General features: G+C 31.1%; 23 protein-coding genes. 14 read left to right on the top strand and 9 right to left on the bottom strand.

What is annotated here, in order from left to right; genetic code table 11:
* The first annotated feature begins 16 nt into the window (after window positions 1-16).
* Window positions 17-931: a dimethylarginine dimethylaminohydrolase family protein gene (locus AC2D8I_RS02640; RefSeq protein WP_484704444.1), complete on the top strand. Its 915-nt coding sequence runs from the start codon at window positions 17-19 to the stop codon at window positions 929-931.
* On the opposite strand, the gene AC2D8I_RS02635 is transcribed toward AC2D8I_RS02640, so the two are convergent.
* The 4 genes from AC2D8I_RS02635 to AC2D8I_RS02620 are packed head-to-tail and all read right to left on the bottom strand — an operon-like array spanning window position 928 to window position 5,918.
* On the bottom strand, window positions 928-2,085 hold the full coding sequence (locus AC2D8I_RS02635; RefSeq protein ID WP_484704443.1) for a M28 family peptidase: 1,158 nt from the start codon (window positions 2,083-2,085) through the stop codon (window positions 928-930). The two genes, AC2D8I_RS02640 and AC2D8I_RS02635, sit on opposite strands and share 4 nt — an antisense overlap.
* A gap of 55 nt (window positions 2,086-2,140) precedes the next feature.
* The gene (locus AC2D8I_RS02630; protein ID WP_484704442.1) at window positions 2,141-4,456 is read right to left on the bottom strand and encodes a TonB-dependent receptor plug domain-containing protein; all 2,316 of its coding nucleotides are present in this window, start codon (window positions 4,454-4,456) and stop codon (window positions 2,141-2,143) included.
* The gene (locus AC2D8I_RS02625; RefSeq protein WP_484704441.1) at window positions 4,449-5,345 is read right to left on the bottom strand and encodes a FecR family protein; all 897 of its coding nucleotides are present in this window, start codon (window positions 5,343-5,345) and stop codon (window positions 4,449-4,451) included. The genes AC2D8I_RS02630 and AC2D8I_RS02625 overlap by 8 nt, the downstream gene beginning before the upstream one ends.
* Before the next feature lie 57 nt (window positions 5,346-5,402).
* Window positions 5,403-5,918 carry an RNA polymerase sigma factor gene (locus tag AC2D8I_RS02620; RefSeq protein ID WP_484704440.1) on the bottom strand — a complete coding sequence of 172 codons (516 nt, stop codon included), beginning with the start codon at window positions 5,916-5,918 and terminating at the stop codon, window positions 5,403-5,405.
* A gap of 142 nt (window positions 5,919-6,060) precedes the next feature.
* Here AC2D8I_RS02620 and AC2D8I_RS02615 point away from each other — a divergent pair, with 142 nt between their 5' ends.
* From AC2D8I_RS02615 to AC2D8I_RS02560, 12 genes are all read left to right on the top strand, one after another.
* The gene (locus tag AC2D8I_RS02615; protein ID WP_484704439.1) at window positions 6,061-8,112 is read left to right on the top strand and encodes a LamG domain-containing protein; all 2,052 of its coding nucleotides are present in this window, start codon (window positions 6,061-6,063) and stop codon (window positions 8,110-8,112) included.
* Window positions 8,113-8,387: 275 nt separating this feature from the next.
* Entirely contained in the window at window positions 8,388-9,716 is a 1,329-nt protein-coding gene (gene ffh, locus AC2D8I_RS02610) for a signal recognition particle protein (protein ID WP_484704438.1), read from the top strand.
* A 135-nt stretch (window positions 9,717-9,851) separates the two neighbouring features.
* On the top strand, window positions 9,852-10,736 hold the full coding sequence (locus AC2D8I_RS02605) for a bifunctional 5,10-methylenetetrahydrofolate dehydrogenase/5,10-methenyltetrahydrofolate cyclohydrolase (protein WP_484704437.1): 885 nt from the start codon (window positions 9,852-9,854) through the stop codon (window positions 10,734-10,736).
* Between the two features lie 6 nt (window positions 10,737-10,742).
* Complete coding sequence (locus AC2D8I_RS02600; protein WP_484704436.1) at window positions 10,743-11,474, top strand: YwaF family protein; 732 nt, start codon at window positions 10,743-10,745, stop codon at window positions 11,472-11,474.
* 336 nt (window positions 11,475-11,810) lie between these two features.
* The gene (locus AC2D8I_RS02595) at window positions 11,811-13,517 is read left to right on the top strand and encodes a helix-turn-helix domain-containing protein (RefSeq protein ID WP_484704435.1); all 1,707 of its coding nucleotides are present in this window, start codon (window positions 11,811-11,813) and stop codon (window positions 13,515-13,517) included.
* Window positions 13,518-13,636: 119 nt separating this feature from the next.
* Window positions 13,637-13,837, top strand: coding sequence for a class I lanthipeptide (locus AC2D8I_RS02590; protein ID WP_484704434.1), 201 nt, complete (start codon window positions 13,637-13,639; stop codon window positions 13,835-13,837).
* Between the two features lie 26 nt (window positions 13,838-13,863).
* Window positions 13,864-15,519: a S8 family serine peptidase gene (locus AC2D8I_RS02585; RefSeq protein ID WP_484704433.1), complete on the top strand. Its 1,656-nt coding sequence runs from the start codon at window positions 13,864-13,866 to the stop codon at window positions 15,517-15,519.
* 169 nt (window positions 15,520-15,688) lie between these two features.
* On the top strand, window positions 15,689-15,982 hold the full coding sequence (locus tag AC2D8I_RS02580; RefSeq protein ID WP_484704432.1) for a hypothetical protein: 294 nt from the start codon (window positions 15,689-15,691) through the stop codon (window positions 15,980-15,982).
* Between the two features lie 32 nt (window positions 15,983-16,014).
* Complete coding sequence (locus tag AC2D8I_RS02575; RefSeq protein WP_484704431.1) at window positions 16,015-16,170, top strand: hypothetical protein; 156 nt, start codon at window positions 16,015-16,017, stop codon at window positions 16,168-16,170.
* Between the two features lie 120 nt (window positions 16,171-16,290).
* Entirely contained in the window at window positions 16,291-16,419 is a 129-nt protein-coding gene (locus AC2D8I_RS02570) for a hypothetical protein (protein WP_484704430.1), read from the top strand.
* Window positions 16,420-16,578: 159 nt separating this feature from the next.
* Window positions 16,579-18,234 (top strand): S8 family serine peptidase, encoded by a 1,656-nt coding sequence (locus AC2D8I_RS02565; RefSeq protein ID WP_484704429.1) that lies wholly within the window; start codon window positions 16,579-16,581, stop codon window positions 18,232-18,234.
* Window positions 18,235-18,403: 169 nt separating this feature from the next.
* Window positions 18,404-20,056: a S8 family serine peptidase gene (locus AC2D8I_RS02560; protein WP_484704428.1), complete on the top strand. Its 1,653-nt coding sequence runs from the start codon at window positions 18,404-18,406 to the stop codon at window positions 20,054-20,056.
* A gap of 374 nt (window positions 20,057-20,430) precedes the next feature.
* On the opposite strand, the gene rluF is transcribed toward AC2D8I_RS02560, so the two are convergent.
* From rluF to AC2D8I_RS02540, 4 genes are read right to left on the bottom strand one after another with little or no spacing between them, the layout of a single operon-like run.
* The gene (rluF, locus tag AC2D8I_RS02555) at window positions 20,431-21,213 is read right to left on the bottom strand and encodes a 23S rRNA pseudouridine(2604) synthase RluF (RefSeq protein WP_484704427.1); all 783 of its coding nucleotides are present in this window, start codon (window positions 21,211-21,213) and stop codon (window positions 20,431-20,433) included.
* A 16-nt stretch (window positions 21,214-21,229) separates the two neighbouring features.
* Window positions 21,230-22,057 carry an alpha/beta fold hydrolase gene (locus AC2D8I_RS02550; protein WP_484704426.1) on the bottom strand — a complete coding sequence of 276 codons (828 nt, stop codon included), beginning with the start codon at window positions 22,055-22,057 and terminating at the stop codon, window positions 21,230-21,232.
* A complete protein-coding gene (locus AC2D8I_RS02545; RefSeq protein WP_484704425.1) occupies window positions 22,058-22,426 on the bottom strand; it encodes a cupin domain-containing protein in 369 nt (122 codons plus the stop codon).
* Window positions 22,427-22,466: 40 nt separating this feature from the next.
* Window positions 22,467-23,018, bottom strand: a complete 552-nt coding sequence (locus tag AC2D8I_RS02540) for a hypothetical protein (RefSeq protein WP_484704424.1) — start codon at window positions 23,016-23,018, stop codon at window positions 22,467-22,469.
* 357 nt (window positions 23,019-23,375) lie between these two features.
* Between AC2D8I_RS02540 and AC2D8I_RS02535 the strand changes: the two genes are divergently transcribed.
* Complete coding sequence (locus tag AC2D8I_RS02535; protein WP_484704423.1) at window positions 23,376-24,005, top strand: 7-carboxy-7-deazaguanine synthase QueE; 630 nt, start codon at window positions 23,376-23,378, stop codon at window positions 24,003-24,005.
* Between the two features lie 75 nt (window positions 24,006-24,080).
* Here AC2D8I_RS02535 and AC2D8I_RS02530 read toward each other — a convergent pair whose 3' ends face one another.
* Complete coding sequence (locus tag AC2D8I_RS02530; protein ID WP_484704422.1) at window positions 24,081-24,626, bottom strand: DUF2911 domain-containing protein; 546 nt, start codon at window positions 24,624-24,626, stop codon at window positions 24,081-24,083.
* Between the last annotated feature and the right edge of the window lie 46 nt (window positions 24,627-24,672).

Raw genomic sequence — 24,672 nt, 5'->3', positions numbered from 1 at the left:
TTTTTATATTTACCATATGTTAAAACTGAAAGTAAAAAACGAAACAGCTAGACTACGTGCGGTTATTTTAGGAATTGCAAAAAGTAATGGTGCTACTCCAAAAGCAGAAGACTGTTATGACCCTAAAAGTAAATTACATGTGCTAGCTGGAACATATCCTGTAGAAGCAGATATGATAAACGAAATGGAAGCTGTAGCTGATGTTTTTAAGAAATATGATGTAAAGGTTTTTAGACCAGAAATTATTCAAGATTATAATCAAATATTTTCTAGAGATATTGCATTCGTAATAGACGATAAGTTTGTGAAAGCAAATATATTGCCTGATCGCGATCGTGAATATGAAGCGATTCAACATGTAATAGATCAAATAGATCCAAATCAAATTATTGAACTTCCAGAAGAATGCCATATTGAAGGCGGCGATGTTATGCCTTGGGATGATTATATTTTTGTAGGAACTTATTCAGGGGATGATTATTCAGATTATATTACAGCGCGAACCAATGCAGATGCGGTAATTGCATTGCAAGAGCATTTTCCAGATAGAACAGTAAAAGCATTTGAATTGAGAAAGCATAACACAGATCCCAAAGAGAATGCATTGCATTTAGACTGTTGTTTTCAACCTATAGGGACAGATAAGGCAATACTACATAAAAACGGATTTCTTGTGGCGCGTGAATATGAGTGGTTGGAGGAATACTTCGGAAAGGATAATATCTTCGAAATAACAAAAGAAGAAATGTATAATATGAATAGTAATGTATTTTCTATTTCAGAAAATGTTATTGTTTCAGAAAAAAACTTTACAAGATTAAATACTTGGTTAAGGGAAAAAGGCTTTACCGTAGAAGAAGTGCCTTATGCTGAAATTGCGAAACAAGAAGGATTGTTACGATGTAGTACAATGCCTTTAATTCGCGATTAATTTATCACTATCTTTTTTGTGATAATTGTTATGCCTTTTTTAAATCTAGCCAAATAAATACCTTTACTTAAGTTGCTTAAATCTAGAGTATTTATTTGGTTATTTAAGCGCATGCTGAAAACGGTTTGACCTAGAGTATTCGTTATATTTAAATTTGTAGGGGTATTAGAATGTTGTTTAATATGAAAAATACCATAAGATGGGTTTGGGTGTATGGCGATGCTCTTTTCAATATTGTTTTCATCTGATAGGCTTAAGCTTTGAAGACCTACAGCAAAATGTAGGGCAGCGCCTAAAGCAGCCTTAGTAACCTCAAAAAGATAATTAACATCCATATGTATTAATAGATCGGTAGGCGTATGTGCGTGAGGCGTTTCATTTTTTTCATATAAGCCAGTGATTACTTCACCATTATTTTCAAAAGGAATATAATCTGAAGCATAGGCAAAAGATATTTCTGTGTTTAAATTAGAATAAAAGGCTACACAATTGGCGAGTATATTAGTGGCAGCTGCCGACTCAGCGTTGTTTAATGAGGAGCCCGTAGTATCTTTTTCACAAACGATAGTGTTATTAACAAGATTGTTAACTCCTCCAACTTCATCAATATTAAAAACAAGAGCAATGTCTAAATTATTTGGAATTACTGTGTTGTTTACATAGTAATTACTACCTATTAGTCCAGGTTCCTCACCACTAAAATGTATAAATTTAATAGAATATTCTGTGTCAATATTTTTTAAGAGTCGTGCTAATTCCATAAGGAGAACAGTACCACTTCCGTTATCATTAGTACCTGGTCCGTTAATGGTATCGTAATGGGCATCTATTATTAGATAGGTGTCTGGATATAGGCTCCCTGTTTTTGTTATTATAATATTATTGGTGGTGTTGCCAGAGTAGTTAAAAGGCTGTTCTATAATATCGGTGTATCCTAAGCTTTCATATCTAGTCTTAATCCAATTTTGAGTGTTGTTAAGCGCTGCTGTGCCAATGGATTTTATACCAAAATTTTCAAAGGTTGTAAGGTCTGCTTCTATATTCGTTGAAGAGACATTATTTACAATGCTATTGTAGAAAGTACTGTATGTTTGCGCGTTTAAATAACAGGAACAAAATAATAATAAGAATATAGCGTGTAATGGTTGTTTCATTGGTCTGGTTTACTTAATTAAACAAAGATAATTTAAAATACCCTACTTTATTAAATTAAAAAGTAAGCCTAAAACTTAAATTTGGGGTAATACCCAAGGATTCCGTTTTTATTTCAGAGACAGAACCATCATCTTCTAGGATGTAATACCTATTTAAGCTGTTTTTTTTGTCTAATAAGTTCCAAAAAGATAAACCTATTTTTGCTTTAGTAGACTTTGAAAAGGAAAAACGGTAAGTGCCAGAAAAATCGGTTCTAAAATAATTGTCAAGATTACTGCTATTTGGAGAGGCATAATTAATAGCGTTGTCGAAAACTTCATTACCCTCTACGGGTTTGGTAATCGCTTTTCCAGAGCGCCAATTTACACCAAGGGCCAATTTTAAATTATTGATAGAGTAGGTGCTTGCGAAAGTGATAATATGTCTTATATCTAAATTATTAGGAAAAGAATTACCGTTGTTTAAAGTACTAAAAGTATAATCGTTTTTACTAAGAGAATAGCTTAACCAAGTACTTACGTTTTTTAATTTTTTGTTAATTAAGAAATCAATACCTTTTACATTATAACTCCCTATGGCGTTAATGAATTGGTATTGGTTTTGAAAGCCTTGGCTTCGCGTTTTTATGCCATTAACATTTTTTAAAAAAGCTTCTGTGCTAATTAGTAATTTGTTTTTGTTATAATGTATTCCAATGGAAATTTGTTTGCTTTCTATAACGGGTATTGTAGTATTGTTTGCGAGCACCCAACGCCTTTCATCGATTCCCAGGAAATCATTTTGCCTGTTTACGCGCTGTGATGTTGTTTGGCTTTTAAATTCTCCTAAAACTTCAATATTTAAATGCTTAAGTAATTGTTGGTTAAAACTTAATCTAGGTTCTAGTATGAGTTTATTAAATTTATCGAAATAATTTCCTCTTATACCTGTCCTTAATACTGTCTTTTTACTGTTGGATAAGAAAAAGAATTCACTATAAGCTGATTGCCCACCTAAGACCTTTTTTATATTACTAGTAAATAAGGGACTATTTACGTCTTGAAAATTAGTAACCCCTATTTCAGAATATTGATATCCATTAATCCATTTTAAGTTTTGATTTAGAGTGTATTCTGTTTTAATTTTAACACCAGTATCTAAAACTTCATTTTGTTGAATTAAACGTTGATTATTAATAACATCAAAATTAGTAGCGTTTAATTTATAGTTAGAAGAGTATAAATGAAGATGGCTTGAAAAGGCACTATTCCATTGTCTGTCATAGGATATACCTGTTGCTAAATTAGATTGTGAGATGCCGCTAGTAGAGACATTTTTATTGATAGCGGTATTGTCTTCTTCTAAATAATCAAGAGTGTTATACATTGTAATGAAATTAAACCTTAATTTGTCATTAGAAGAGATATCATGTAAAATCTTTATCCCAAAGTCGTAAAAGTAAAAAGTATCGTCTATAGAAATATTTTTATTAGGATTAGATTGACTTGCTGCTATCTCTGAATTTTGAAGAATTCGATCAAAAAACTGCTGGTAAGTTGGGGTTTTAAGGCCTGTAATAGAATGACGTAAAGAGGCTTGGATTTCTAAATTAGCGTTTAAGGGGATTTTAGCAAAACCATCTGCATAAAGAAGGTTTACTCCAATACCACTGTTAAATCTAGTGTTTATACTATCGTCTAATTGCATATCTATAGTACTGGAAATTCCATCGCCATAAGCAGCACTCGTTCCATTCTTAGAGACTAAGACTTGTTTTGTTAGGTAAGGACTAAAAGCTGAAATTAATCCAAAAAAATGCCCAGATTGATACATTTTAATGCCATCCCAAAGTAATAGGTTTTGATTGTGAGTTCCACCGCGAACATTTAATGTTGATACCGTTTCGTCTATACTTAAAATACCGGGTAAAGCTTGTATTGTTTGGAGTATGTCTGGTTCTATTAAGCCGGGTAAAATACCAAAGGTTTTGGGTTTAATATTTATTGCTCCAGTTACTGTTTTTGAAACTCCAGATGTTAGGAGATTGGAGATGTTTATTTCATCCAATTTTTGAATGCTAAAGGGGGCTGTTTTTGTAGATTTAATGGCGATAAAACGATCATTTAATATTTTGAATTCTAAGCCTGTATCAGATTCTAGAACATTTAAAACAGCTGTTAAATCAAGATGTAAATTAACAGGATAAGCTTGCTTGTCTTTTAGGATGGAATCGACATAGGAGAAACTAACATTATAATGAGATTCTAAAGCTTTTAAAATAGAGACAAGGGGTTGCTTTTCGGTTTTAGTTATCTGTGAAAAAGCAATATTAAAGAAACTAAAAACAAAGACTAGTATTAAAAGTATGGAAGGTCTATTTTTTTTACTCACTCTTTAGTATTATCATACTATCTGTTTTAACATAAGTCAAATTGAGAGGCAAGGTTATTGCTTGTAAGGCTACATCAATATTATTATGTGTAAAACGACCTGTAAACAATTGCTCGTCATCAATATTGTTAACATTTATTTTAATATTATATTGTCTTTCAAATTCAGAAATAATATTTTTAAACGGAATGCTAGTAAAACGACTTTCGTTATTAATCCATGATGGTTGCCTTTGTGATACTATAGCACTATCTATGTTTTTACCATTAATAACTAAGAACCGGTTTCCAGGTTTTAAAATTACAGAATTAGACTTATGTACAACGCTCACACTGCCTTCATAACAGGTCACTTCAAAGTAATTTTCTCTAGATTTAACATTAAATTCTGTTCCTAAAACCGTTATACTGCCCGCTTCGGTACTAACTTTAAATTTTGAGCCTTTAGCAACTTTAAAAAAAGCTTCCCCTTTTAGGGTAACTTCTCGGTTATTACTCCATTTAGCCTCATTAAACGATAGTGTAGATAAAGCATTAATCGTTACGCTGGAAGCGTCAGGTAATGCAATGGTATTTTTTTGAGCAGCCAATGTTGTAACATTAGTACTAGCGGTAATTGTATAGTAATATGCGCCTAAACAAATTGTAAGGATAACAGCAATACGAAGTATGGGCTTAATCCAATTGTTTTTGTTATTAGGCTTGCTTTTTAATGTCGTATTTAAACGGTTTAGCTCCAAATTAATATTGAAGTCCTGAGCTTTAAATTGCTTAAGACTATTGGACAATCTAATTAAGTCTTTATAGTCTTTAAGCTGTTTAAAAGCTTCAAGCTCTTTAGAACTTAACTCATTATCTAACCATTTTCGTATTAAATCCTCTCTTTTCATAATCTATCCATTCAAATATATAACAACTTCACTTTAAAAACTCCTACCATATCTAACTTAAAGTTCTTTAACATCTTCTCTTAATTTTTTTAAGGCGCCATATATTCGTTTCTCAACAGCTTTAATACTAATATCCAAAAGCTCTGCAATTTCTTTGTGTTTTTTCCCTTCGATTCTATTTAATAGAAAAGCAGAACGTTGCGCTTCAGTTAAATTAGAAATAGCTGTTTGTAATTTTTGTAAATATTCATGCTCTTCCATTAAAAACTCAGGACTCTCATTTGTGTGGTGTTTTTGTTTGATTTTTGTGTGCTTTAATTTTACCTTTTGGTGTTTCACTTCATTTAACATTAGGTTGTTTCCAATGGTAAAAAGATAGCTCTTTGCTTTTTCTGGTTTGACTTTATTGCAATTCTCCCAAAGTTTTATAAAAGCATCTTGAACTTTGTCTTTAGGGTTTAGGTGGTCTCCAAACTTATAGTATAAAAAATCATGTAAGTCTTTAGCATGCTTTTTAAAAAAAGTGTTGAAAAGAGGCTCGTTACAAATGTTTTTGTGTAGTTTTTTAATCATACAGATTTACAATAAATATGTACAAAGAAGAAACATTTTTTTTAGAATGTCAAGGTAGGAGTTTTTTAAATTTGATTGTTTTATAGACGAAAAGCTGGAAAACAGCTATGAAATAATCAAATTTAAAAAATATTCTATAGTTATGAAGTTATTTTTAAAAAGTAGAACGACTAGTAGAACCCCTTTTTTACCATTAGCCATTTTATTGATACTTACAATATGTTTTTTATTATTTGTGTCTTGTCAAGAAGAAGTAACAGAAATTATAGGGCCAAATGAGAGAGAGACTATAAACGCTAATTCTAATTTAGCAAGATTAATTCAAAATACAACTCAAATGAATGGGGCTATAGATAATATTATAGATAATACCAATTGTTTGTCTGTCTCGCTACCTGTAACGATTATAGTAAACAGCATAGAAATTACGCTAAATACTGAAGCCGATTATGAACTCATCGAAGCCGCTTTTGAAGCGTCTATGGAAGATGATGATCATTTAGAATTTATTTATCCAATAACAATTATTTTAAGTGATTATACCGAGATTGAGGTAGCGAACGAAGAGGAGTTAGAAGCGTTTGTAGAGGACTGCTTTGAGGAAAATGAAGACGATGATGCTATAGAATGCATAGATTTTCAATATCCAGTAGGTCTTTTCTTATATAACACCAATTTTGAAATCGTAGATACAGTTATGATTGAAAATGATGCAACTTTATTTGAATTTATCGATGGTTTAGATGGGACTATTTTAGTCAGTTTAGATTTTCCTGTAACAATGATTTTAAGTGACGGGGAAACTACTGAGGTCAATAATAATCAAGAATTGGAAGCTGCTATTGAAGCTGCAGATAATGTATGTGATGAAGCTAATGATAGTGACTGGGATGAAGATGATTGCACAATAGAATTTGTTGCATTAGCTTTAAAAGAGTGCGTGTGGAATATTATGTCTTATAATGAAGAAGATGTATTTGTAGGTTACACTATAGGGTTTGACCCTAACTATGGATTTACAGTATTTGAAAACGGTGTAGCTATTTCTGAAGGTGCCTGGTCGGTCGTTGAAGAAAATAATGAAATAATGATTGTGTTTGAAACACCTTTCCAAGATTTAGAGGGAAATTGGAGTGTAGTAGAATGTCAGGTAGATCAATTTGTATTAACCCAAGAAACAGAAGCAGGTGTAATTGAAATGATCATAGCGCGCGATTGTGAAACAGAGGTATATTCTTTTGAATGTTTTAGTGATTTTAATGCAGTATTAATAGCGTGTGATGATAATGGAGAAGCTTTAGGTGTTTTTAATTTAACAACAGCTTATGCCAATTGCATAGACCCGACATTACATGTCGTAACGTATTACGGAACTTTTTCAGATGCAGCATTAGCAGTAAATCCTTTTGCAGACCCAACAGGATATACCAATGAGTTCCCTTTCACTCAGACAGTATATGTTAGAGTGCAATGGGCTTCAAACTCAAATGTTTTTGATGTTTTTGAAATAGAGTTAATCGTTGAAAACTGTTGTAATAATCCAGACGTATTATTAAATGATTTAATAGTATATACTTCGTTTTCTAATCAGGTGTCTAATTTAATAACGAATTGGAATGCTACAGGAGTAACAAATACATTTGTAGCGGATAGAAGCGGTAATTCAACTTGTGCAATAGCATTTAATGGGAGTAATTCAATAAATATTCCTGCTGTTTCAGGAAATGGAATAAGTCAAGGCGATGCTTTTTCTGTTAGTCTGTGGTTTAAAATGCAAAATGCAGCAGCAGGAGATTTAGAATTGTTTGTTCAAGGAGGAGATTCAAATAATGGGTTTGGAATAGGCGTTTATGATTTAAATACGCCTTTAGTGCTTGATAATAGCAATACTTTCAATCTTTGGGATTATGATTGGAATCAAGAAATGGACTTTGAGTGGGAAAATACAGAATGGCACCATTTGGTAATCACGGTAAGTAGTGATAATACTGTAAGAATGTTTAGAGATGGAGAGCAAAGAAATGTTGCAGAAGCCTCAAGTTTTAATATAGGAACCGCTATAATAGATACCTTTTTAATAGGTCAAGGTTTTGTAGGGCATTTAGACGATTTGAGAATATATAAAAGAGCGCTTAACTCTAATGAAGTTTTAACCTTATATGATTTAGAGGGAGATTGTTTTAGTTGTTTATAACTAAATTAAGTGGTAATGGATTAAAAACAATGTGCCAATTTTAGTTTTTAGTTAATTATTAAGTAGGGAAGAGCTGTTTATAATATGACAGCTCTTTTTTTTTGCAAACAATAATGAATAGCCCTTAAACCTTTTGGAATTACCAAATCATAAAAAGAGACCGGTTCTTTTTATGAAGAGGCATTAAACAGGAAAACCTTTGAAAACGTGAGCGCAAGTAAAGAAAAAACAAAATATTTCTTTACTTTTGCAATTCTTAAAAAGTCAATAGAACTATGTTTAATAATTTAAGTGAGAAGTTAGATAAAGCGTTACATGTATTAAAGGGGCACGGCAGCATTACAGAAGTGAATGTCGCCGAGACTCTAAAAGAGGTGCGTCGTGCGCTATTGGATGCCGATGTTAACTTTAAAATTGCCAAAGAATTTACAAAAACGGTAAAAGAAAAAGCACTTGGAGCAAACGTTTTAACGACTTTACAGCCAGGACAACTAATGGTTAAACTGGTTAAAGACGAATTAACCGAGTTAATGGGAGGTGATGCCGAAGGAATAAACTTATCCGGAAAGCCAAGTATTATTTTAATGTCTGGTTTACAAGGTTCAGGGAAAACTACTTTCTCAGGAAAACTGGCAAACTATTTAAAAACAAAAAAAACAAAGAAACCGTTATTAGTTGCTTGTGATGTGTACCGTCCAGCAGCGATAGATCAATTGCATGTTGTTGGAGAGCAACTTAATGTTGAGGTTTATAGCGATAAAGGAAATAGCGACCCTGTTGCTATAGCTCAAGCAGGTATCGCACACGCTAAAGCGAATGGACATAATGTTGTTATTATTGATACTGCCGGTCGTTTGGCGGTAGATGAAGAGATGATGACCGAGATCTCTAATATCCATAAAGCAATAACGCCGCAAGAAACCCTTTTTGTTGTAGATTCTATGACTGGGCAAGATGCTGTTAATACGGCAAAGGCTTTTAACGATGTCTTAAATTTTGATGGTGTTATTTTAACAAAATTAGATGGAGATACTCGTGGGGGAGCCGCAATTTCTATTAAATCTGTAGTAAATAAACCAATTAAATTTATTGGTACAGGAGAGAAAATGGAAGCTATTGATGTTTTCTATCCTTCTCGTATGGCAGATCGTATTTTGGGAATGGGAGATGTTGTTTCTTTAGTTGAAAGAGCACAAGAGCAGTTTGATGAAGAAGAAGCACGAAAACTTCAAAAGAAAATTGCAAAAAATCAGTTTGGATTCGATGATTTCTTGAAGCAGATTCAGCAGATCAAGAAAATGGGGAATATGAAGGATTTGGTTGGAATGATCCCAGGAGCAGGGAAAATGATGAAAGATATCGACATAGACGATGATGCGTTTAAACATATAGAGGCTATAATACATTCTATGACAGAAAAAGAACGTACTAATCCAGCAATAATAAACGCAAGCCGAAAAAAACGGATAGGAAAAGGTTCAGGAACTTCTGTAACACAAGTAAATCAGTTGCTTAAGCAATTTAATCAAATGAGTAAAATGATGAAAATGATGCAAGGCGGTGGCGGAAAACGTATGATGCAAGCAATGAAAAACATGAGGTAATCCTTCATGTTTTTTATTTTTTAAATAGATTGGTTTCTTGAATGCAGATGAGAAATCATATTAAACAGATAGAGTTTAATTAGGTTTAGATTATATTCAGCCTAACATCTTAAAACGACAACAACACAACTATAGATGACAATTTTAGACGGAAAAAAAGTAAGCAACGATATTAAAGATGAAATTACTGCTGAGGTAAAAAAAATGAAAGCCAATGGGGAAAAAGTACCGCATTTGGCAGCAGTAATTGTGGGAAATGATGGCGCCAGTTTAACTTATGTAGGCAGTAAAGTAAGAGCTTGTGAGCGTGTAGGGTTTGAATCTACAATGGTAAGATTATCTAATACAACAAGTGAGATTGAGTTGTTGGATAAGATTGAAGAGTTAAATAATAATGATAACATCGACGGCTTTATTATTCAATTGCCATTACCGCCTCAAATTAATACACAAAAAGTATTAATGGCTGTGCATCCAGATAAAGATGTCGATGGTTTTCACCCTACTAATTTTGGGAAAATGGCATTGGATATGTCAACCTTTATTCCAGCAACACCTTTTGGGATATTAGAATTATTGGATCGATACGATGTTGATACAAAAGGAAAGCATACGGTCGTGATTGGACGGTCTCATATCGTTGGAAGGCCAATGAGTATATTGATGGGGAGAAAAGGGTTTCCAGGGAATTCTACAGTAACATTAACGCATAGTCATACCAAAAATATTACTCAAATTATTTCACAAGCAGATATTGTTATTTCAGCATTAGGAGTCCCTAATTTTTTGAAAGCAGAAATGGTTAAGGACGATGCTGTAATTATAGATGTAGGTATTACGCGTGTTCCAGACGAAACAACCGAAAAAGGATATAGAATTACTGGAGACGTAGATTTTAACAATGTAAGTAAAAAAGCAAGTTATATAACACCGGTACCAGGCGGTGTTGGCCCTATGACTATAGCCATGCTTTTAAAAAATACCTTATTAGCTAGAGAAAGACATAGAGTCCTTAAATAATGGATTATGTGTTATAGCTTCATAACATATACATTTGCGTTCTTAAAAAAAGTACAAATAGGCTCGTACCAACATCTGCTTCCTGTTTTATTAGTTTTAGGCTTCGGAATGGGATTAGTGTATTTAGCAAAACACAAATTAAATAGAAAACAACAAAATAGGATTTTTCAAACTTTAGGAAATTTAATTTCGTTAATAATAGTTAGTTTTAATATCTACCTATATGATCAGGGCGGGTATGATATAAAAGAAGATTTGCCTTTATTTTTATGTAGTTTTATAGGTCTAATAATACCTGTTTATACTTATAAGAAAAAGTTTTGGATGTATGAAATTCTATTCTTCTGGGTTGTTGCAGGAACCGTGCAAGGCATAATTACTCCCGATATTGCCGAGGGATTTCCTTCGTTTAACTATTTTAGATATTGGATTGTACATTTAGGCTTATTACTAATAATGTTTTATGCAACATTTGTATTGGGTAACCGCCCACGATTTAAAAGTGTATTTAAATCCATAATAGCCTTACAATGCTACATTTTAATTATGTATTGCTTAAACTATTTGTTAGGTTCAAATTACATGTATTTAAATGCTAAGCCGCAAGCTTTTTCTTTGTTGGATTATTTAGGAGAGTGGCCCTATTATATTGTAGTTGCTCAATTAATCATTATTCCATATTTCTTACTTATATATTTGCCTTTTTATATAGAAGACAGAAAGGCTAAGAATAATTAATTGTTTTTAGCATCGGTTTCCTTTTGCATGATTTTAGATTCTTTATTGTTTGAAAATATTTTTAAATTGATAAAAACACGCGATTTAACCTCCTCTCTTAATTCGAACTACTTTTAATTAGAGAATCTGAGTTATATTCATTTATTTTAATATATTCAAAATTAAGCAAGCTTGAATTGATGTACTACGGAGTTCTAAATTCATGAATTCAGACAAACTTTAAGCTTTGTAAAGGCCGTATTTCATGGGATGCGTGTAATAAGCTAATGAAAAGCACTACTTTTATCTTTTTTAATTTAAAGACTGATGCCTAACCCCAAAAAGAGACTTATACTTTTGAAAAAACATACCTTTATATTGCTATTTTTTGTTTTCTATACATTCTTTATAGCTATAGCTCAAAATAAACCAGATGCAATAAAAATGGATACTTTAGCTGAAAAAAGTTATCCCGAATTAAAAGATATATTTTATAGCAATCTAGATAATAATAATTCCCTGGCAGAGAAAATTGCGCGTTATACTTTAAAAAAAGCAACTGTGGAAAAAGCTTATGAAGCTATGGCGAATAGCTATATTCGATTACACTATGTTTTTGAAGATGATAGTGCTATTGCAGAAAAATATATAGACACAAGTATAACCGTATGCAATACCTATAAATTAAAAGAACTATTAGCAGAAAACTATTCTTACAAAGGTGACATCCATTATAACCTAGGAAAATACAATAGTGCTTTAAAATACTATTTACAATCTAGAGCGTATTATAAAAATAAAGACAAAGAATTTTATAACTCATTACATTATAGTATAGGCTTATTAAAACTTAGAATACAATCCAATGAAGATGCACTTAATATTTTTAAAGACTGTTTAATTTATGAAGAAGAAAACATAAAAGAAGAAGACTCCCTAGTGCCGTATAACTACTTGAATCTTTTAAAATCACTAGCTATTGCATACGCTGCAAATGGTAAAACAGATTCAACAACCTTATATACTACAAAAGGTTATAATTTGGCTAAGTTGCACCCTGAGTATAATGAATTAAATTTTACACATATAGAGGGAGGGAACCAATTTCTTAAGGAAAACTATAAAGCGGCAGAAGATAGCCTGATTAAAGCCTTACCGCTTTTAAAAAGAAAGAAATTCAAAGCTAATCTAGCTATTGCTTATGGGCATTTGGGGCGAATTTATATTAAGTTTAAAAACCCCGAAAAGGCTATATTTTATTTTAACAAGGTGGATAGTATTTTTAATGCGAATAACTATATTATTGCAGAACCTAGAGAAATATATTGGAAACTAATAGACTATTATGAAAATAAAGAAGACGTAAAACAGCAATTGTATTATACCAACCAATTATTAAAAATAGATAGCACTTTAACTAAAGATTACAAAACTATAAACAACACATTCGATAAATACGATATCTCTAATTTAACAAAGCAAAAAGAACAGTTGACGTTATTATTAAATAAAGAAAAAAGTACTTTTATAAGGAGTATAGTAGCCTTGTTTTTGTTTCTTATTCTATTGGTACTATTCGTTATTTATTTATACCGAAAAAAGATAAAAAATGAGAAACAATTTAATGCCCTTATAAAGGAACTACAATTAAAAACAAAGAAGCCAGATATTATTCCCGTTAAGAAACCTACAAAAATAAAACTAGAGATAGATTCCAGGTTAATAGATAATATTTTAAACGAATTAACAATATTCGAGAATAATAAATGTTATTTAAAACCAAAAATAACGCTTAATAAATTAGCAAAAGAATTGAATACGAATTCTAAATATTTATCTCAAATAATTAATAAATTTAAAGGCAAAACATTTAGTAATTATATAAATGATCTAAGGATAGATTACGTCACCAAACAATTGCAGAATAATACGCAATTAAAAAAATACACTATAAAAGCAATGGCACAAGAAGTTGGTTTTTCCAATACAGAAACGTTTACAAAAGCGTTTTATAAAAAAAATGGTTTAACCGTTTCTTATTTTATTAAAAAGTTGGAAAACTAAGATTTTTAATAGATTTAACATTCTTTTTTCAGCGAAAATAGAAAGCTAATAAAGAAAAAAAATCTGTTCGTTCAGACTAATTAATATATTTATCCATTATTAAATTTAAAACATTGATTATGAAAAAAAAGAAAATTAACTTAAGCTTTAAAAAAACATCTATTGCTATATTGAACAATGATAAAATGCTTAATATTATAGGAGGGCAAAAAAGAACCGGATCAGATGGTTGTGGTGTATTGGGAGGATCAAAAAAATCTAACGATAACATCATATGTAAGAGTATTGCGATAAACCCTAACGACCCTTGTTTCGCTTAGTGTAATTTAATTTAATAATTCTTTATATGTCTTTTCGAAACATTTTTATTCTCTTTTTAATAGTCCAATTTTTAAATTCATGCAAACCATCTTATCACGCGATTAATATCACGAATACTTCGTTTAAAAAAGTAAAAGATTTATCTAAAGACGATTTAAACAACTGGCATTTAAAAGATATTGAAAACGATAGTCTGCCGGGGATTAGTTTAGAGAGGGCATATACAGAATTATTAAAAAAACGCAACCCCGATACTGTTATTGTTGCCGTATTAGATTCTGAAATTAATATTGAGAATAAGAGCTTAAAACGACAGATTTGGGTTAATAAAAATGAAATTCCTAATAATGGCATTGATGATGATGGTAATGGCTACATCGATGATGTACATGGTTGGAATTATATAGGAACCCAAAAAAACGATAGTGTTGTGTTTTCTAGCTTTGCGTTTACACGTGTAATACAAAAATACGATTCTAAATATAAAAACAGTTTGAGAGATGCTATTCCTGAAAACGAAAAACAACAATACGACGATTATAAAAGAGCAATAGTAGCTTTTGACAAGGAATTGGAATACAGAAAAAGTAATCTTGTTAAATATAATAGAATACAAGAAAAATATACTAAAGCCTCAAAAACACTAACCCGTTATTTTCCTAATAATAGTTATGGCCAAACACAGTTAGATTCTTTAGACGCTATTACTACAGACGAAGAGGTGAAAAAATATATCTCGTATATGAAATATTACTTAAAGCACGATATTAACGATTATACGATTAATAGAGGAAAAAGGAGTGAGGAAAAAATAATAAATAGAAACTTGAATATAAACCATAATGGTAAATATCATACCAAAGATGATGCCAATGATTTAAGCGATTTTCCTTATGGAAATAATCAAGTAAATGGTATAGCTAATTTTTATCACGGCACCGAAATAGCATCGGTAATCGCTTCAAATAACAATAATAACAACGATGTTAAGGGGATTGTAAATGCAGTGAAAATAATGTGTTTAAATACCTCTACAGCAGGCGATGAATACGATAAAGACATTGCATTAGCTATACGTTACGCCGCAGATAATGGCGCTAAAGTTATAAACATGAGTTTTGGTAAAAGTTTTTCATTACATCCAGAATGGGTAAAAGAAGCGATACTATACGCTGAAAGTAAAAATGTTTTAATAGTAACCTCTGCAGGGAATGATGGTCTAGATTTAGACAATAATTATGATTACCCTAATGATAAGATTAATAAGCTTGAATATGCCCATAATTTTTTAAAAGTTGGAGCTACAAATCATAAATTAGATTCAACATTAATAGCTAGATATTCTAATTACGGTAAAAATGAAGTAGACATATTTGCTCCTGGTTCTAATATTAGTTGCTTAGGTTGGGAAGAAAACCAAGTAGATTCAGGAACTTCATTATCTTCAGCTGTTGTTTCAGGAGTAGCCGCTTTATTATTTTCGTACTATCCAAACTTAACAGCAGCGGAGGTAAAAACTATTATTATGGATTCTGGTCTTTCAATAGATTTTATGGTAAATAAGCCTTCATACGATAAGGAAAAAGAAAAAGTGCCTTTTAATACGCTTTCTAAATCTGGTAAAATAGTAAATGCTTATAATGCTATGATTATGGCAGATAGTATTTCTATAAAAAAATAACTCAAATTTTAAATTAATAGAAATAGATGTTGTTTAACTTGAATTTAATGGGAGGTAATTGTGCGTTATATTGTTTGTGTTGGTGGTGTTTTAAAACAATATACTTTGTGCTGTAAAGTAAAACTAGTAGACGCCCTTCTTCTGTTTTGCTTAATTAATAATTTTATAGATGCATTTTCGAAACATTTTTATCCTCTTTTTAACTGTCCAACTTTTAAATTCATGCAAACCATCTTATCATGCGATTGATATCACGAATATTTCGTTTAAAAAAGTAAAAGATTTATCTAAAGAAGATTTAAACAACTGGCATTTAAAAGATATTGAAAACGATAGTCTGCCGGGGATTAGTTTAGAGAGGGTATATACAGAATTATTAAAAAAACGCAACCCCGATACTGTTATTGTAGCCGTATTAGATTCTGAAATTAATATAGAAAATAAGAGTTTACAACTTACATAAACTCCTTAAGGATTGATTATGTTATTAAAGAATTGCAAACGAATAAATTGTTTAGAAATTATACCATTATTGCATTAGCAAGAGAGGTTGGCTTTAAGTCTTCTGAGTCTTTTTCGAAAGCATTTTATAAAAAATCTGGTATAAAATCTTCTTATTATATTAATGAGCTAGAAAAGTTAAATGCTTAACAAACAACTATATAGAATTGGTTATTCATGAGTTAAGACTACTGTTTTAAATAAAAAGTATATTATTAATATGCTATATTACTATATTTGAACAAATATTTTATAAAACGTTAAATAATTATGAAAAAATTAAAATCAGAAAATTTTAAAATTGCAACTCTATCAGACTTACAAAATATTGTTGGAGGATTAGGAGATGATATCTTAACTGGACCAAGAACTTGTGTTGAAAAATCAAAAAATGGGTAAAGGGAGAAAATGATGGACTTCTTGGTGGTAAAGGTAATTAATTTACTGTCAATTTTAAATTTTTAATAGATTCTTTGTTATAAAAAAATAATAAAGAGGCTATATACGTATAGTAAATTTAAAATACTATCTTTTAATATTTGATATCAAAATTTCGTTATGAATTATAAACACTTTTCAATTTTTATTATTTTATTAAGTTTCATAGTTAGTTGCAATCAGTCTATCAAATATGAGTTTATACCAATACAACATAACTATATTAATAAAAAATCAATAAAAGAAAAGGATATAAAAAATTGGTTTCTTAAGGATATTGAAGATGATAGCATACCAGGAATTAGCTTAATTAAAGCTTATAAAACTATTTTAAATAAAAAAAAAGGGGAACAGATTACTGTAGCTGTTATAGATCAAGTAATTGATATTGATCACAAAGATTTAAAACAAAATATTTGGCTAAACACTAAGGAAATTCCAAATAATGATATAGATGATGATAAAAATGGTTATGTAGATGATATAAATGGCTGGGACTTTTTAGGAAATAAAGAAGGGATTGATAATAAGTTCATGCACTACGATTATACACGAATGGTAAAAGCCTTTGATAGTCTATTTAATGGTAAAGGCATAAATGACATTGCGTCTAAAGATTCTTTAAATTACATTAAATATAACAATGCAAAGTCTAATTTACAGCGAAAAATTGAATCTGTTCCAGAAGATATAGAATATGCAAATAATGTTTCTAAATGGAAAAATGAAGCGGAAGAAGCTATTATCAAATATTTTAACTATCCTAAAGATGCAAAATTAGCAATAAAAACATTAGATAGCCTGTATATACTTCATCCTAAGGATTCTATTTTACAGAACAATATTCAAATTCTGTCTGGATTTATTACAAACGGTTATACTGATGAATATTTAGTATCGCTTAAAAAAAATGCTTCTACATTATTACAAAAACAACTTAATATTGATTATAATGAAAGAACGTTTTTAGGCGATAATCCTAATAATATTAGTGATATTGGTTATGGTTACGGGAAAGTAAATAATAATGTTAGCATATACTCACATGGTACTATTGTAACTGGTGTAATTCTTAAAGACACTCCTAAAATTAAAATTATGCCATTAAGCATTATTGGACACGGATCTTCTTATGATAAAGATATTGCGTTAGCAATACGTTATGCTGTGGATAATGGTGCTAAAGTTATTAATATGAGTTTTGGCAAGATGTATTCACTTCATAAAGAATGGGTGGATGATGCAATTAGGTATGCTGAAGAAAATAATGTCATTATTATTACTGCAGCTGGTAATGATTATAGAAACACAGATGGTTTATTAGATTTTTTATACCCTGACGATAGAGATTCTAATGAAAATGAATTTGCATCTAATTTTATGAAAGTTGGAGGTTCTACACATTTACCAAATGAAAATTTAAAATATAATTATAGTAATTACGGTTATGTAAATGTTGATATATTTGCTCCTGCAGAAAAAATTTATACAACCTTTCCTAACAATGAATATAAATATGATACAGGTACATCTTTAGCTTCAGCTATAACTTCTAAGGTAGCTGCATTGTTATATTCATATTATCCTAACCTTACTGCTAAACAAGTAAAGAAAATAATAATGGATTCTGGAGTAGAATATACTTTTGATGTAAAAATGCCAACTAGAAAGGATAAAAACAATACAAGACCTTTCAATGAGTTATCTAAATCTGGTAAAATTGTAAATGCTTATAATGCTTTAATTATGGCAGATAGTATTTCTATAAAAAAATAACTCAAATTTTAAATTAATAGAAATAGATGTTGTTTTACTTGAATTTAATGGGAGGTAATTGTGCGTTATATTGTTTGTGTTGGTGGTGTTTTAAAACAATATACTTTGTGCTGTAAAGTAAAATTAGTAGACGCCCTTCTTCTGTTTTGCTTAATTAATAATTTTATAGATGCATTTTCGAAACATTTTTATTCTCTTTTTAACTGTCCAACTTTTAAATTCATGCAAACCATCTTATCATGCGATTGATATCACGAATATTTCGTTTAAAAAAGTAAAAGATTTATCTAAAGACGATTTAAACAACTGGCATTTAAAAGATCTTGAAACGGATAGTCTGCCGGGGATTAGTTTAGAGAGGGCATATACAGAATTATTAAAAAAACGCAACCCCGATACTGTTATTGTTGCGGTATTAGATTCTGAAATTAATATTGAGAATAAGAGTTTAAAACGACAGATTTGGGTTAATAAAAATGAAATTCCTAATAATGGCATTGATGATGATGGTAATGGCTATATCGATGATGTACATGGTTGGAATTATATAGGAACAAAAAAAAACGATAGTCTTGTACTTTCTAGCTTTGCGTTTACACGTGTAATACAAAAATACGATTCTAAATATAAAAACAGTTCTAGAGATGCTATCCCTGAAAACGAAAAACAACAATACGACGACTACAAAAGAGCTATAGTTGCTTTTAACAAGGAAATGGACTACAGAAAAAGTAATCTTGTTAAATATAATAGAATACAAGAAAAATATACTAAAGCCTCAAAAACACTAACCCGTTATTTTCCTAATAATAGTTATAGTCAGGCACAGTTAGATTCTTTAGACGCTGTTATTACAGACGAAGAGGTGAAAAAATATATTTCGTATATGAAATATTACTTAAAGCGTGATATTAACGATTATACCATTAATAGAGGGAAAAGCAGTGAGCAAAAAATAATAAATAGAAACCTGAATATAAACCATAATGGTAAATACCATACTAAAGATGATGCTAATGATTTAAGCGATTTTCCTTATGGAAATAATAATGTAAGTGGTATAGCTAATTCTCCTCATGGTACCCAAATGGCATCAATAGTTACATTTAAAAGCGATAGTGTTGGTTTTAAAGAGGGGCATGATACAGTGAAAATAATGTGTTTAAATACCTCTACAGCAGGCGATGAATACGATAAAGACATTGCATTGGCTATACGTTATGCTGTAGATAATGGTGCTAAAGTTATAAACATGAGTTTTGGCAAAAGTTTCTCTCTCCATCCGGAATGGGTAAAAGAAGCGATACTGTACGCAGAAAGTAAAAATGTTTTAATAGTAACCTCTGCAGGGAATGATAGATTAAACTTAGATGACAATTATAATTATCCTAATGATAAACTTGAAGGATTAGAATATGCCCATAATTTTATAAAAGTTGGAGCGACTACTTATAGGTTAGACTCAACATTATTAAATAACCCCTCAAATTATGGTAAAAATGAAGTTGATGTGTTTGCTCCAGGTTATAGCATAAGTTGTATGTCTTGGCACCAAAAGACAAACACTTATGGAACCTCATCCTCATCAGCTGTTGTTTCAGGAGTAGCTGCTTTATTATTTTCATATTATCCAAACTTAACAGCAGCGGAGGTAAAAACTATTATTATGGATTCTGGTCTTTCAATAGATTTTATGGTAAATAAGCCTTCATACGATAAGGAAAAAGAAAAAGTGCCTTTTAATACGCTTTCTAAATCTGGTAAAATAGTAAATGCTTATAACGCATTAATTATGGCGGAGAGTATTTCAAAAAAAAAGTAAGCTAAAATAATATGACTATTAGTGTATTGGTATTACTTAATATCAATACAAGTTTTATAATTGTACTACAGCTTATTTTTATCTCAATAAGTGTAGATATTCTAGCCTTTTTATTTTAATTACAGACAATTTTTGGAGAGATTATAGTAATACAGTTTTAAAAGAAATCAAATTTGTTAATGCTCCGAAAAAGGAGAGTTATAAAACCTTTAATGTCGTATGGTGGTTTAAGGGGGGGGGGCAGGAAATGAATGCCCAAAATATCATCTCATTGCAAAAATAAAATAAAGAGCACTTTGTTTAGAGCCCCTATAAACGAAGCAGTCTACGGTTTTTTCCGAGTATTTAAGTTATGTTATTAAAAAAACAAATCGTTATTTCTTTCGTCTACTTATAGTCTGAATCTTTTTACCCGTATTTTTTGTGTTGTAATTCTTATCAGAATCTTCTAAAAGCATGTTTAGTGTTTTCAATTCTTCTGGAGTGAATTCGCGGTACTCTCCAACAGGCACATCTAATTTAATATTCATAATTCGTGTGCGTTTTAAAGAAGTTACTTCATAAGTAAGGTATTCGCACATCCTTCGAATTTGTCGGTTTAGCCCTTGTGTTAAAATAATTTTAAAAGTTGTCGAATTTATACGTTTTACTGTGCAGGGTTTTGTAGTTTTATCAAGGTCGGCTAGATAAATGCCGCTAGCCATACGCTTAATAAAGGTTTGTGAAATCGGTTTGTCTACAGTAACGATATATTCTTTTTCATGATTATTACTAGCTCTTAATATTTTATTTACAATATCACCATCATCTGTCATGAAAATAAGGCCTTCACTAGGCTTATCTAAACGCCCAATAGGGAAAATACGCTTGGGATATTTTAAGAAATCAATAATATTATTTTTTTCAACGCGAGTATCTGTAGTACAAACAATACCAACAGGTTTGTTAAATGCTAAGTAAACAAAGTCAGATTTTCGTTCGGTTATAGGTTTTCCGTCAACTTCAACGATATCATTCTCTTTTACTTTAGTTCCCATTTCAGGTACAATACCGTTTATAGTAACGCGACCTGCATCAATTAATCTATCGGCTTCACGACGCGAGCAATATCCAGCTTCGCTAAGGTATTTGTTAAGTCTAGTTTGTTTGTCTTCCATAGTGCAAAGTTACATTTTAACTACTTATGAAATTAATAATATGTTTATAAACAATTTCATTTCGTAAACCATGTCCGAAGCCTGTGGTAGTTACGAATTCAGCATTGGTATGATGTTCTGTAATTAATTCGGCATCGTTGTACGGTATAATTTTATCTTCAGTATCATGTACAACCAATGTTTTTGTAGTTATTGTTTTAGCAAAGTTGGATAAAGAAAAATGGGAAGGGTCTTTATTAAACCGCTCTACAATAAGCTTGTTCAAACCTGTTTCAATACGTCTGTTATAACTCATCATATCCACATAGCGTTTAAAAACATCTACAAAACGAGCAGGAGCTCCCAAAAGAACGAGTTTTTTTAAATGCTTACTTTGGTATTTGTGTTGAAAGAAGCCACTAGCCATAGCGCCTACAGAATGTCCTATTATAATTTCGGGATTAAAGTGTTTTACAACAATATTAATACATTCTGAATATAATACGGCATTAAATAATTTTCCACTAGAAGCACCATGTGCAGGGGCGTCTAGAGCAACGATATTGTATTTTAATTGTTGTAGTTGTTTTATTAGGACTTCCCAACGTTGTGTGTTGCTTTCCCAGCCATGGACTAATAAAATCGTTTTACCTGGTCCTTTCCAGTTGTATGTGGCAATAGTAGTACTTTCATATTGCAAGTTTAGTTTTTGGGCAGAATCTAAAAAGGTTTTTTGTGTTGGTTTAATGCGTCCACGTCTAGGAGTTGCAAATAAATCTAATGCTTTAATCGATGTATATTTGGGAATAACATAACTTAATACATTAAAAGAAGTGCCTATTATTTTTATAATTATGTTGCCCATTTAATCTTCTCTGTTTACACCATTCATTGTAAAAGCAGGTGTGCAAATCGCTAAATATTCACAAGCAATAGTAAATGGGTTAGCATATTGTACTCTAGTGTTTTTTTCAATCTTGATAGATTGTCCGGCTTCTAATACGACAGTTTCTCCATCAATAATAAATTGTTTTTTGCCTTTTATAATATAGGTGTATTCATCAAAGGTAGGGGTCTGGAAGGGTTCACTCCAGCCAGGAGGAGCTATCATGTGCGCAATGCTTATGTCTGAATTACCATCGGTAGCTTTACCAAAATGCTCTTCAATGCGTTTGCCATCGGTTGTTGGAACTACGAATGGACTGTCCTGTATTTTGTATTTCTTGTTTTTCATCGATTTAAGATGTTTTAAAACTTCTGTATTTCTATGCTTATTACCAGCCTATCATAAAATATTTAATCTTAGCTGTGTCTGGAATTTGGATAGCTTCAATTTTTTTAGACGTATCAAAACGAAGTTCAGCAGGGAGTTCTTTTTTATCTATGGTGAAAAAAGTGTTATTTTCATTAATAAAAATAACGACATTTCTCAAGGTGTTTTTTATACTGGATATTTTATGATTTGTCTTTAAATCGCCAAAAGTACTGTTTATGTTAATACCTGTACTTGTTTTGTAACGCGCATCAAATATCTTAATGCTGTTAATCGTAGCTGTAGAATCCAAGGCTTGACTCGGAGAAAGTTCTAACAACTTTTTTCCGCCCTTTTCAAATATTTCGATGGCATTAATGTTCCCGATAAACTCATCCCCCGCAATTTTTTTTACAATAGAATCATTGGCATAGATCAAATCTAAGGATTTTACTTGCGTGGAATCTGTTAATAAGCCAATATTTTGCTTGGAAACAGCATAAGGGTTTACTTCTTTTTGGCAAGAAGCTACTAGTATAGATAATGGGATTAAAGCAAAAAATATTTTTTTCATCTGTAAATTTAATTTATAGGGATTTGTTTATGTTTTTTAATTGATGGGGTGAACGTTTTATCAAGGCTTGATTGGGCAAAGCTATTTAATTCTTTTTTATAAATGCTAGTTAAGCTTACACACAATCTAAGAAGGGGTTATTATTAAATTGTTTACAGCAAAATAGGAGTTCTTTATAGAAATGTATTCCTGTGATTTATGCCTAAAGGATTTGCTTTGTATGCACATTGTAATTGTTATTTGCCGTAAAAATAGTAATCTTTAAGGTAAAGGACGAGAATTCTAATAACATTTAATACCTAAAAATATGAGTCTTCAAATGTCTCACTTCAAACTTTATAGCTATCTTTGCAGGCTATGACGCAAGAAATTCAAGATTTAGTGAGTAAAGGAAAAATGCTGCCTTTAATGGAAGAGTTCTATACAATTCAAGGCGAGGGTTTTCATAAAGGAACAGCGGCTTATTTTGTAAGAATAGGTGGGTGTGATGTAGGATGTCATTGGTGTGATGTTAAAGAGAGTTGGATCGCTTCATTACATCCTCCTACAGAGACAGAAAAAATTGTTAGTAATGCTGTAAAATATAGTGATACTATTGTGGTTACAGGAGGGGAGCCGCTAATGTGGGATATGACGGAATTAACAAGCCAGTTAAAAGCAAAAGGCTTAAAGGTGCATATTGAAACTTCAGGTGCCTACGCGCTTTCTGGAGTATGGGATTGGATTTGCCTTTCTCCAAAAAAAATGAAATTGCCTACTCAAGGAGTTTATGATAAAGCGAATGAATTAAAAACTATTATTTATAATAAAGATGACTTTCGTTTTGCCGAAGAACAGGCTGCCAAGGTTAATGAAAATTGTATTTTGTATATGCAGCCAGAATGGAGTAAACGAGAAAAAATGATTCCAGAAATTGTAGACTATGTTATGGCTAATCCGAAATGGAAGGTATCTCTACAAACGCATAAATATTTAAATATACCTTAAAAGTCTGTTTAAATGAATAAAAAAAAGCCTTTTGTTATTACGTAACAAAAGGCTTTTTTGTGGGTAAAAATACTTTTAAGCTTTAAACGGAACAACAACTCTTAGAGTTCCCCATCCCATATGCATATTTATACCATCTTTGGCTTGATCGAAAGCAATAGAAAAAGCTTCTAAAGCTTCTTTTCCTTGAGATGTAGGCACTGTAATTCTTGCAACATCATTCCCCTTATTGTAAAAATAGCTACCCCATACATTAAGGTCAGTACTTAGTATGATTGTCCATTCTTTATCACCAGGAATACTAAACAAAGAATAAGTGCCCGCTTTTACTATTTTTCCATTTAATTTCATATCCTTATAAAGTGTGATTTCTGCAGCTTCATTAGCTCCTGTTCTCCAAACCTCTCCGTTTGGGGCTAATTCACTAAGCGCTCTCTTTTTTAATTGCGGTCTGCTGTACGCAACCTTTATAAGTTTATTAGATTCTTTGTAGTTAGACGGGAACGACGCTACGTCCATTGGACTTTTGTCTAGGTCCTTGAATTCCTGTGCATAGGTGTTAAGACTTATAAAAGTCATGAAAACTAAGGTGATGGCTGTAAAAAAAGTTGATTTCTTCATAATTGTATGTAGTGTGTTAAATTAAATTATAATAAAAAAGGTCGTA

This window comes from Lacinutrix sp. YIN62 (assembly GCF_057219185.1).
Note: the sequence above shows the minus strand (reverse complement) of the source record. Positions and strands in the feature narration are given on the sequence as shown.

Bases quoted from the DNA above. Each gene is read 5' to 3' on its own strand.
- AC2D8I_RS02640 (WP_484704444.1), top strand. From the start codon at position 17: ATGTTAAAACTGAAAGTAAAAAACGAAACAGCTAGACTACGTGCGGTT.
- AC2D8I_RS02635 (WP_484704443.1), bottom strand. From the start codon at position 2,085: ATGAAACAACCATTACACGCTATATTCTTATTATTATTTTGTTCCTGT.
- AC2D8I_RS02625 (WP_484704441.1), bottom strand. From the start codon at position 5,345: ATGAAAAGAGAGGATTTAATACGAAAATGGTTAGATAATGAGTTAAGT.
- AC2D8I_RS02620 (WP_484704440.1), bottom strand. From the start codon at position 5,918: ATGATTAAAAAACTACACAAAAACATTTGTAACGAGCCTCTTTTCAAC.
- AC2D8I_RS02615 (WP_484704439.1), top strand. From the start codon at position 6,061: ATGAAGTTATTTTTAAAAAGTAGAACGACTAGTAGAACCCCTTTTTTA.
- ffh (WP_484704438.1), top strand. From the start codon at position 8,388: ATGTTTAATAATTTAAGTGAGAAGTTAGATAAAGCGTTACATGTATTA.
- AC2D8I_RS02605 (WP_484704437.1), top strand. From the start codon at position 9,852: ATGACAATTTTAGACGGAAAAAAAGTAAGCAACGATATTAAAGATGAA.
- AC2D8I_RS02600 (WP_484704436.1), top strand. From the start codon at position 10,743: ATGTGTTATAGCTTCATAACATATACATTTGCGTTCTTAAAAAAAGTA.
- AC2D8I_RS02590 (WP_484704434.1), top strand. From the start codon at position 13,637: ATGAAAAAAAAGAAAATTAACTTAAGCTTTAAAAAAACATCTATTGCT.
- AC2D8I_RS02585 (WP_484704433.1), top strand. From the start codon at position 13,864: ATGTCTTTTCGAAACATTTTTATTCTCTTTTTAATAGTCCAATTTTTA.
- AC2D8I_RS02580 (WP_484704432.1), top strand. From the start codon at position 15,689: ATGCATTTTCGAAACATTTTTATCCTCTTTTTAACTGTCCAACTTTTA.
- AC2D8I_RS02570 (WP_484704430.1), top strand. From the start codon at position 16,291: ATGAAAAAATTAAAATCAGAAAATTTTAAAATTGCAACTCTATCAGAC.
- AC2D8I_RS02565 (WP_484704429.1), top strand. From the start codon at position 16,579: ATGAATTATAAACACTTTTCAATTTTTATTATTTTATTAAGTTTCATA.
- AC2D8I_RS02560 (WP_484704428.1), top strand. From the start codon at position 18,404: ATGCATTTTCGAAACATTTTTATTCTCTTTTTAACTGTCCAACTTTTA.
- rluF (WP_484704427.1), bottom strand. From the start codon at position 21,213: ATGGAAGACAAACAAACTAGACTTAACAAATACCTTAGCGAAGCTGGA.
- AC2D8I_RS02550 (WP_484704426.1), bottom strand. From the start codon at position 22,057: ATGGGCAACATAATTATAAAAATAATAGGCACTTCTTTTAATGTATTA.
- AC2D8I_RS02545 (WP_484704425.1), bottom strand. From the start codon at position 22,426: ATGAAAAACAAGAAATACAAAATACAGGACAGTCCATTCGTAGTTCCA.
- AC2D8I_RS02540 (WP_484704424.1), bottom strand. From the start codon at position 23,018: ATGAAAAAAATATTTTTTGCTTTAATCCCATTATCTATACTAGTAGCT.
- AC2D8I_RS02535 (WP_484704423.1), top strand. From the start codon at position 23,376: ATGACGCAAGAAATTCAAGATTTAGTGAGTAAAGGAAAAATGCTGCCT.
- AC2D8I_RS02530 (WP_484704422.1), bottom strand. From the start codon at position 24,626: ATGAAGAAATCAACTTTTTTTACAGCCATCACCTTAGTTTTCATGACT.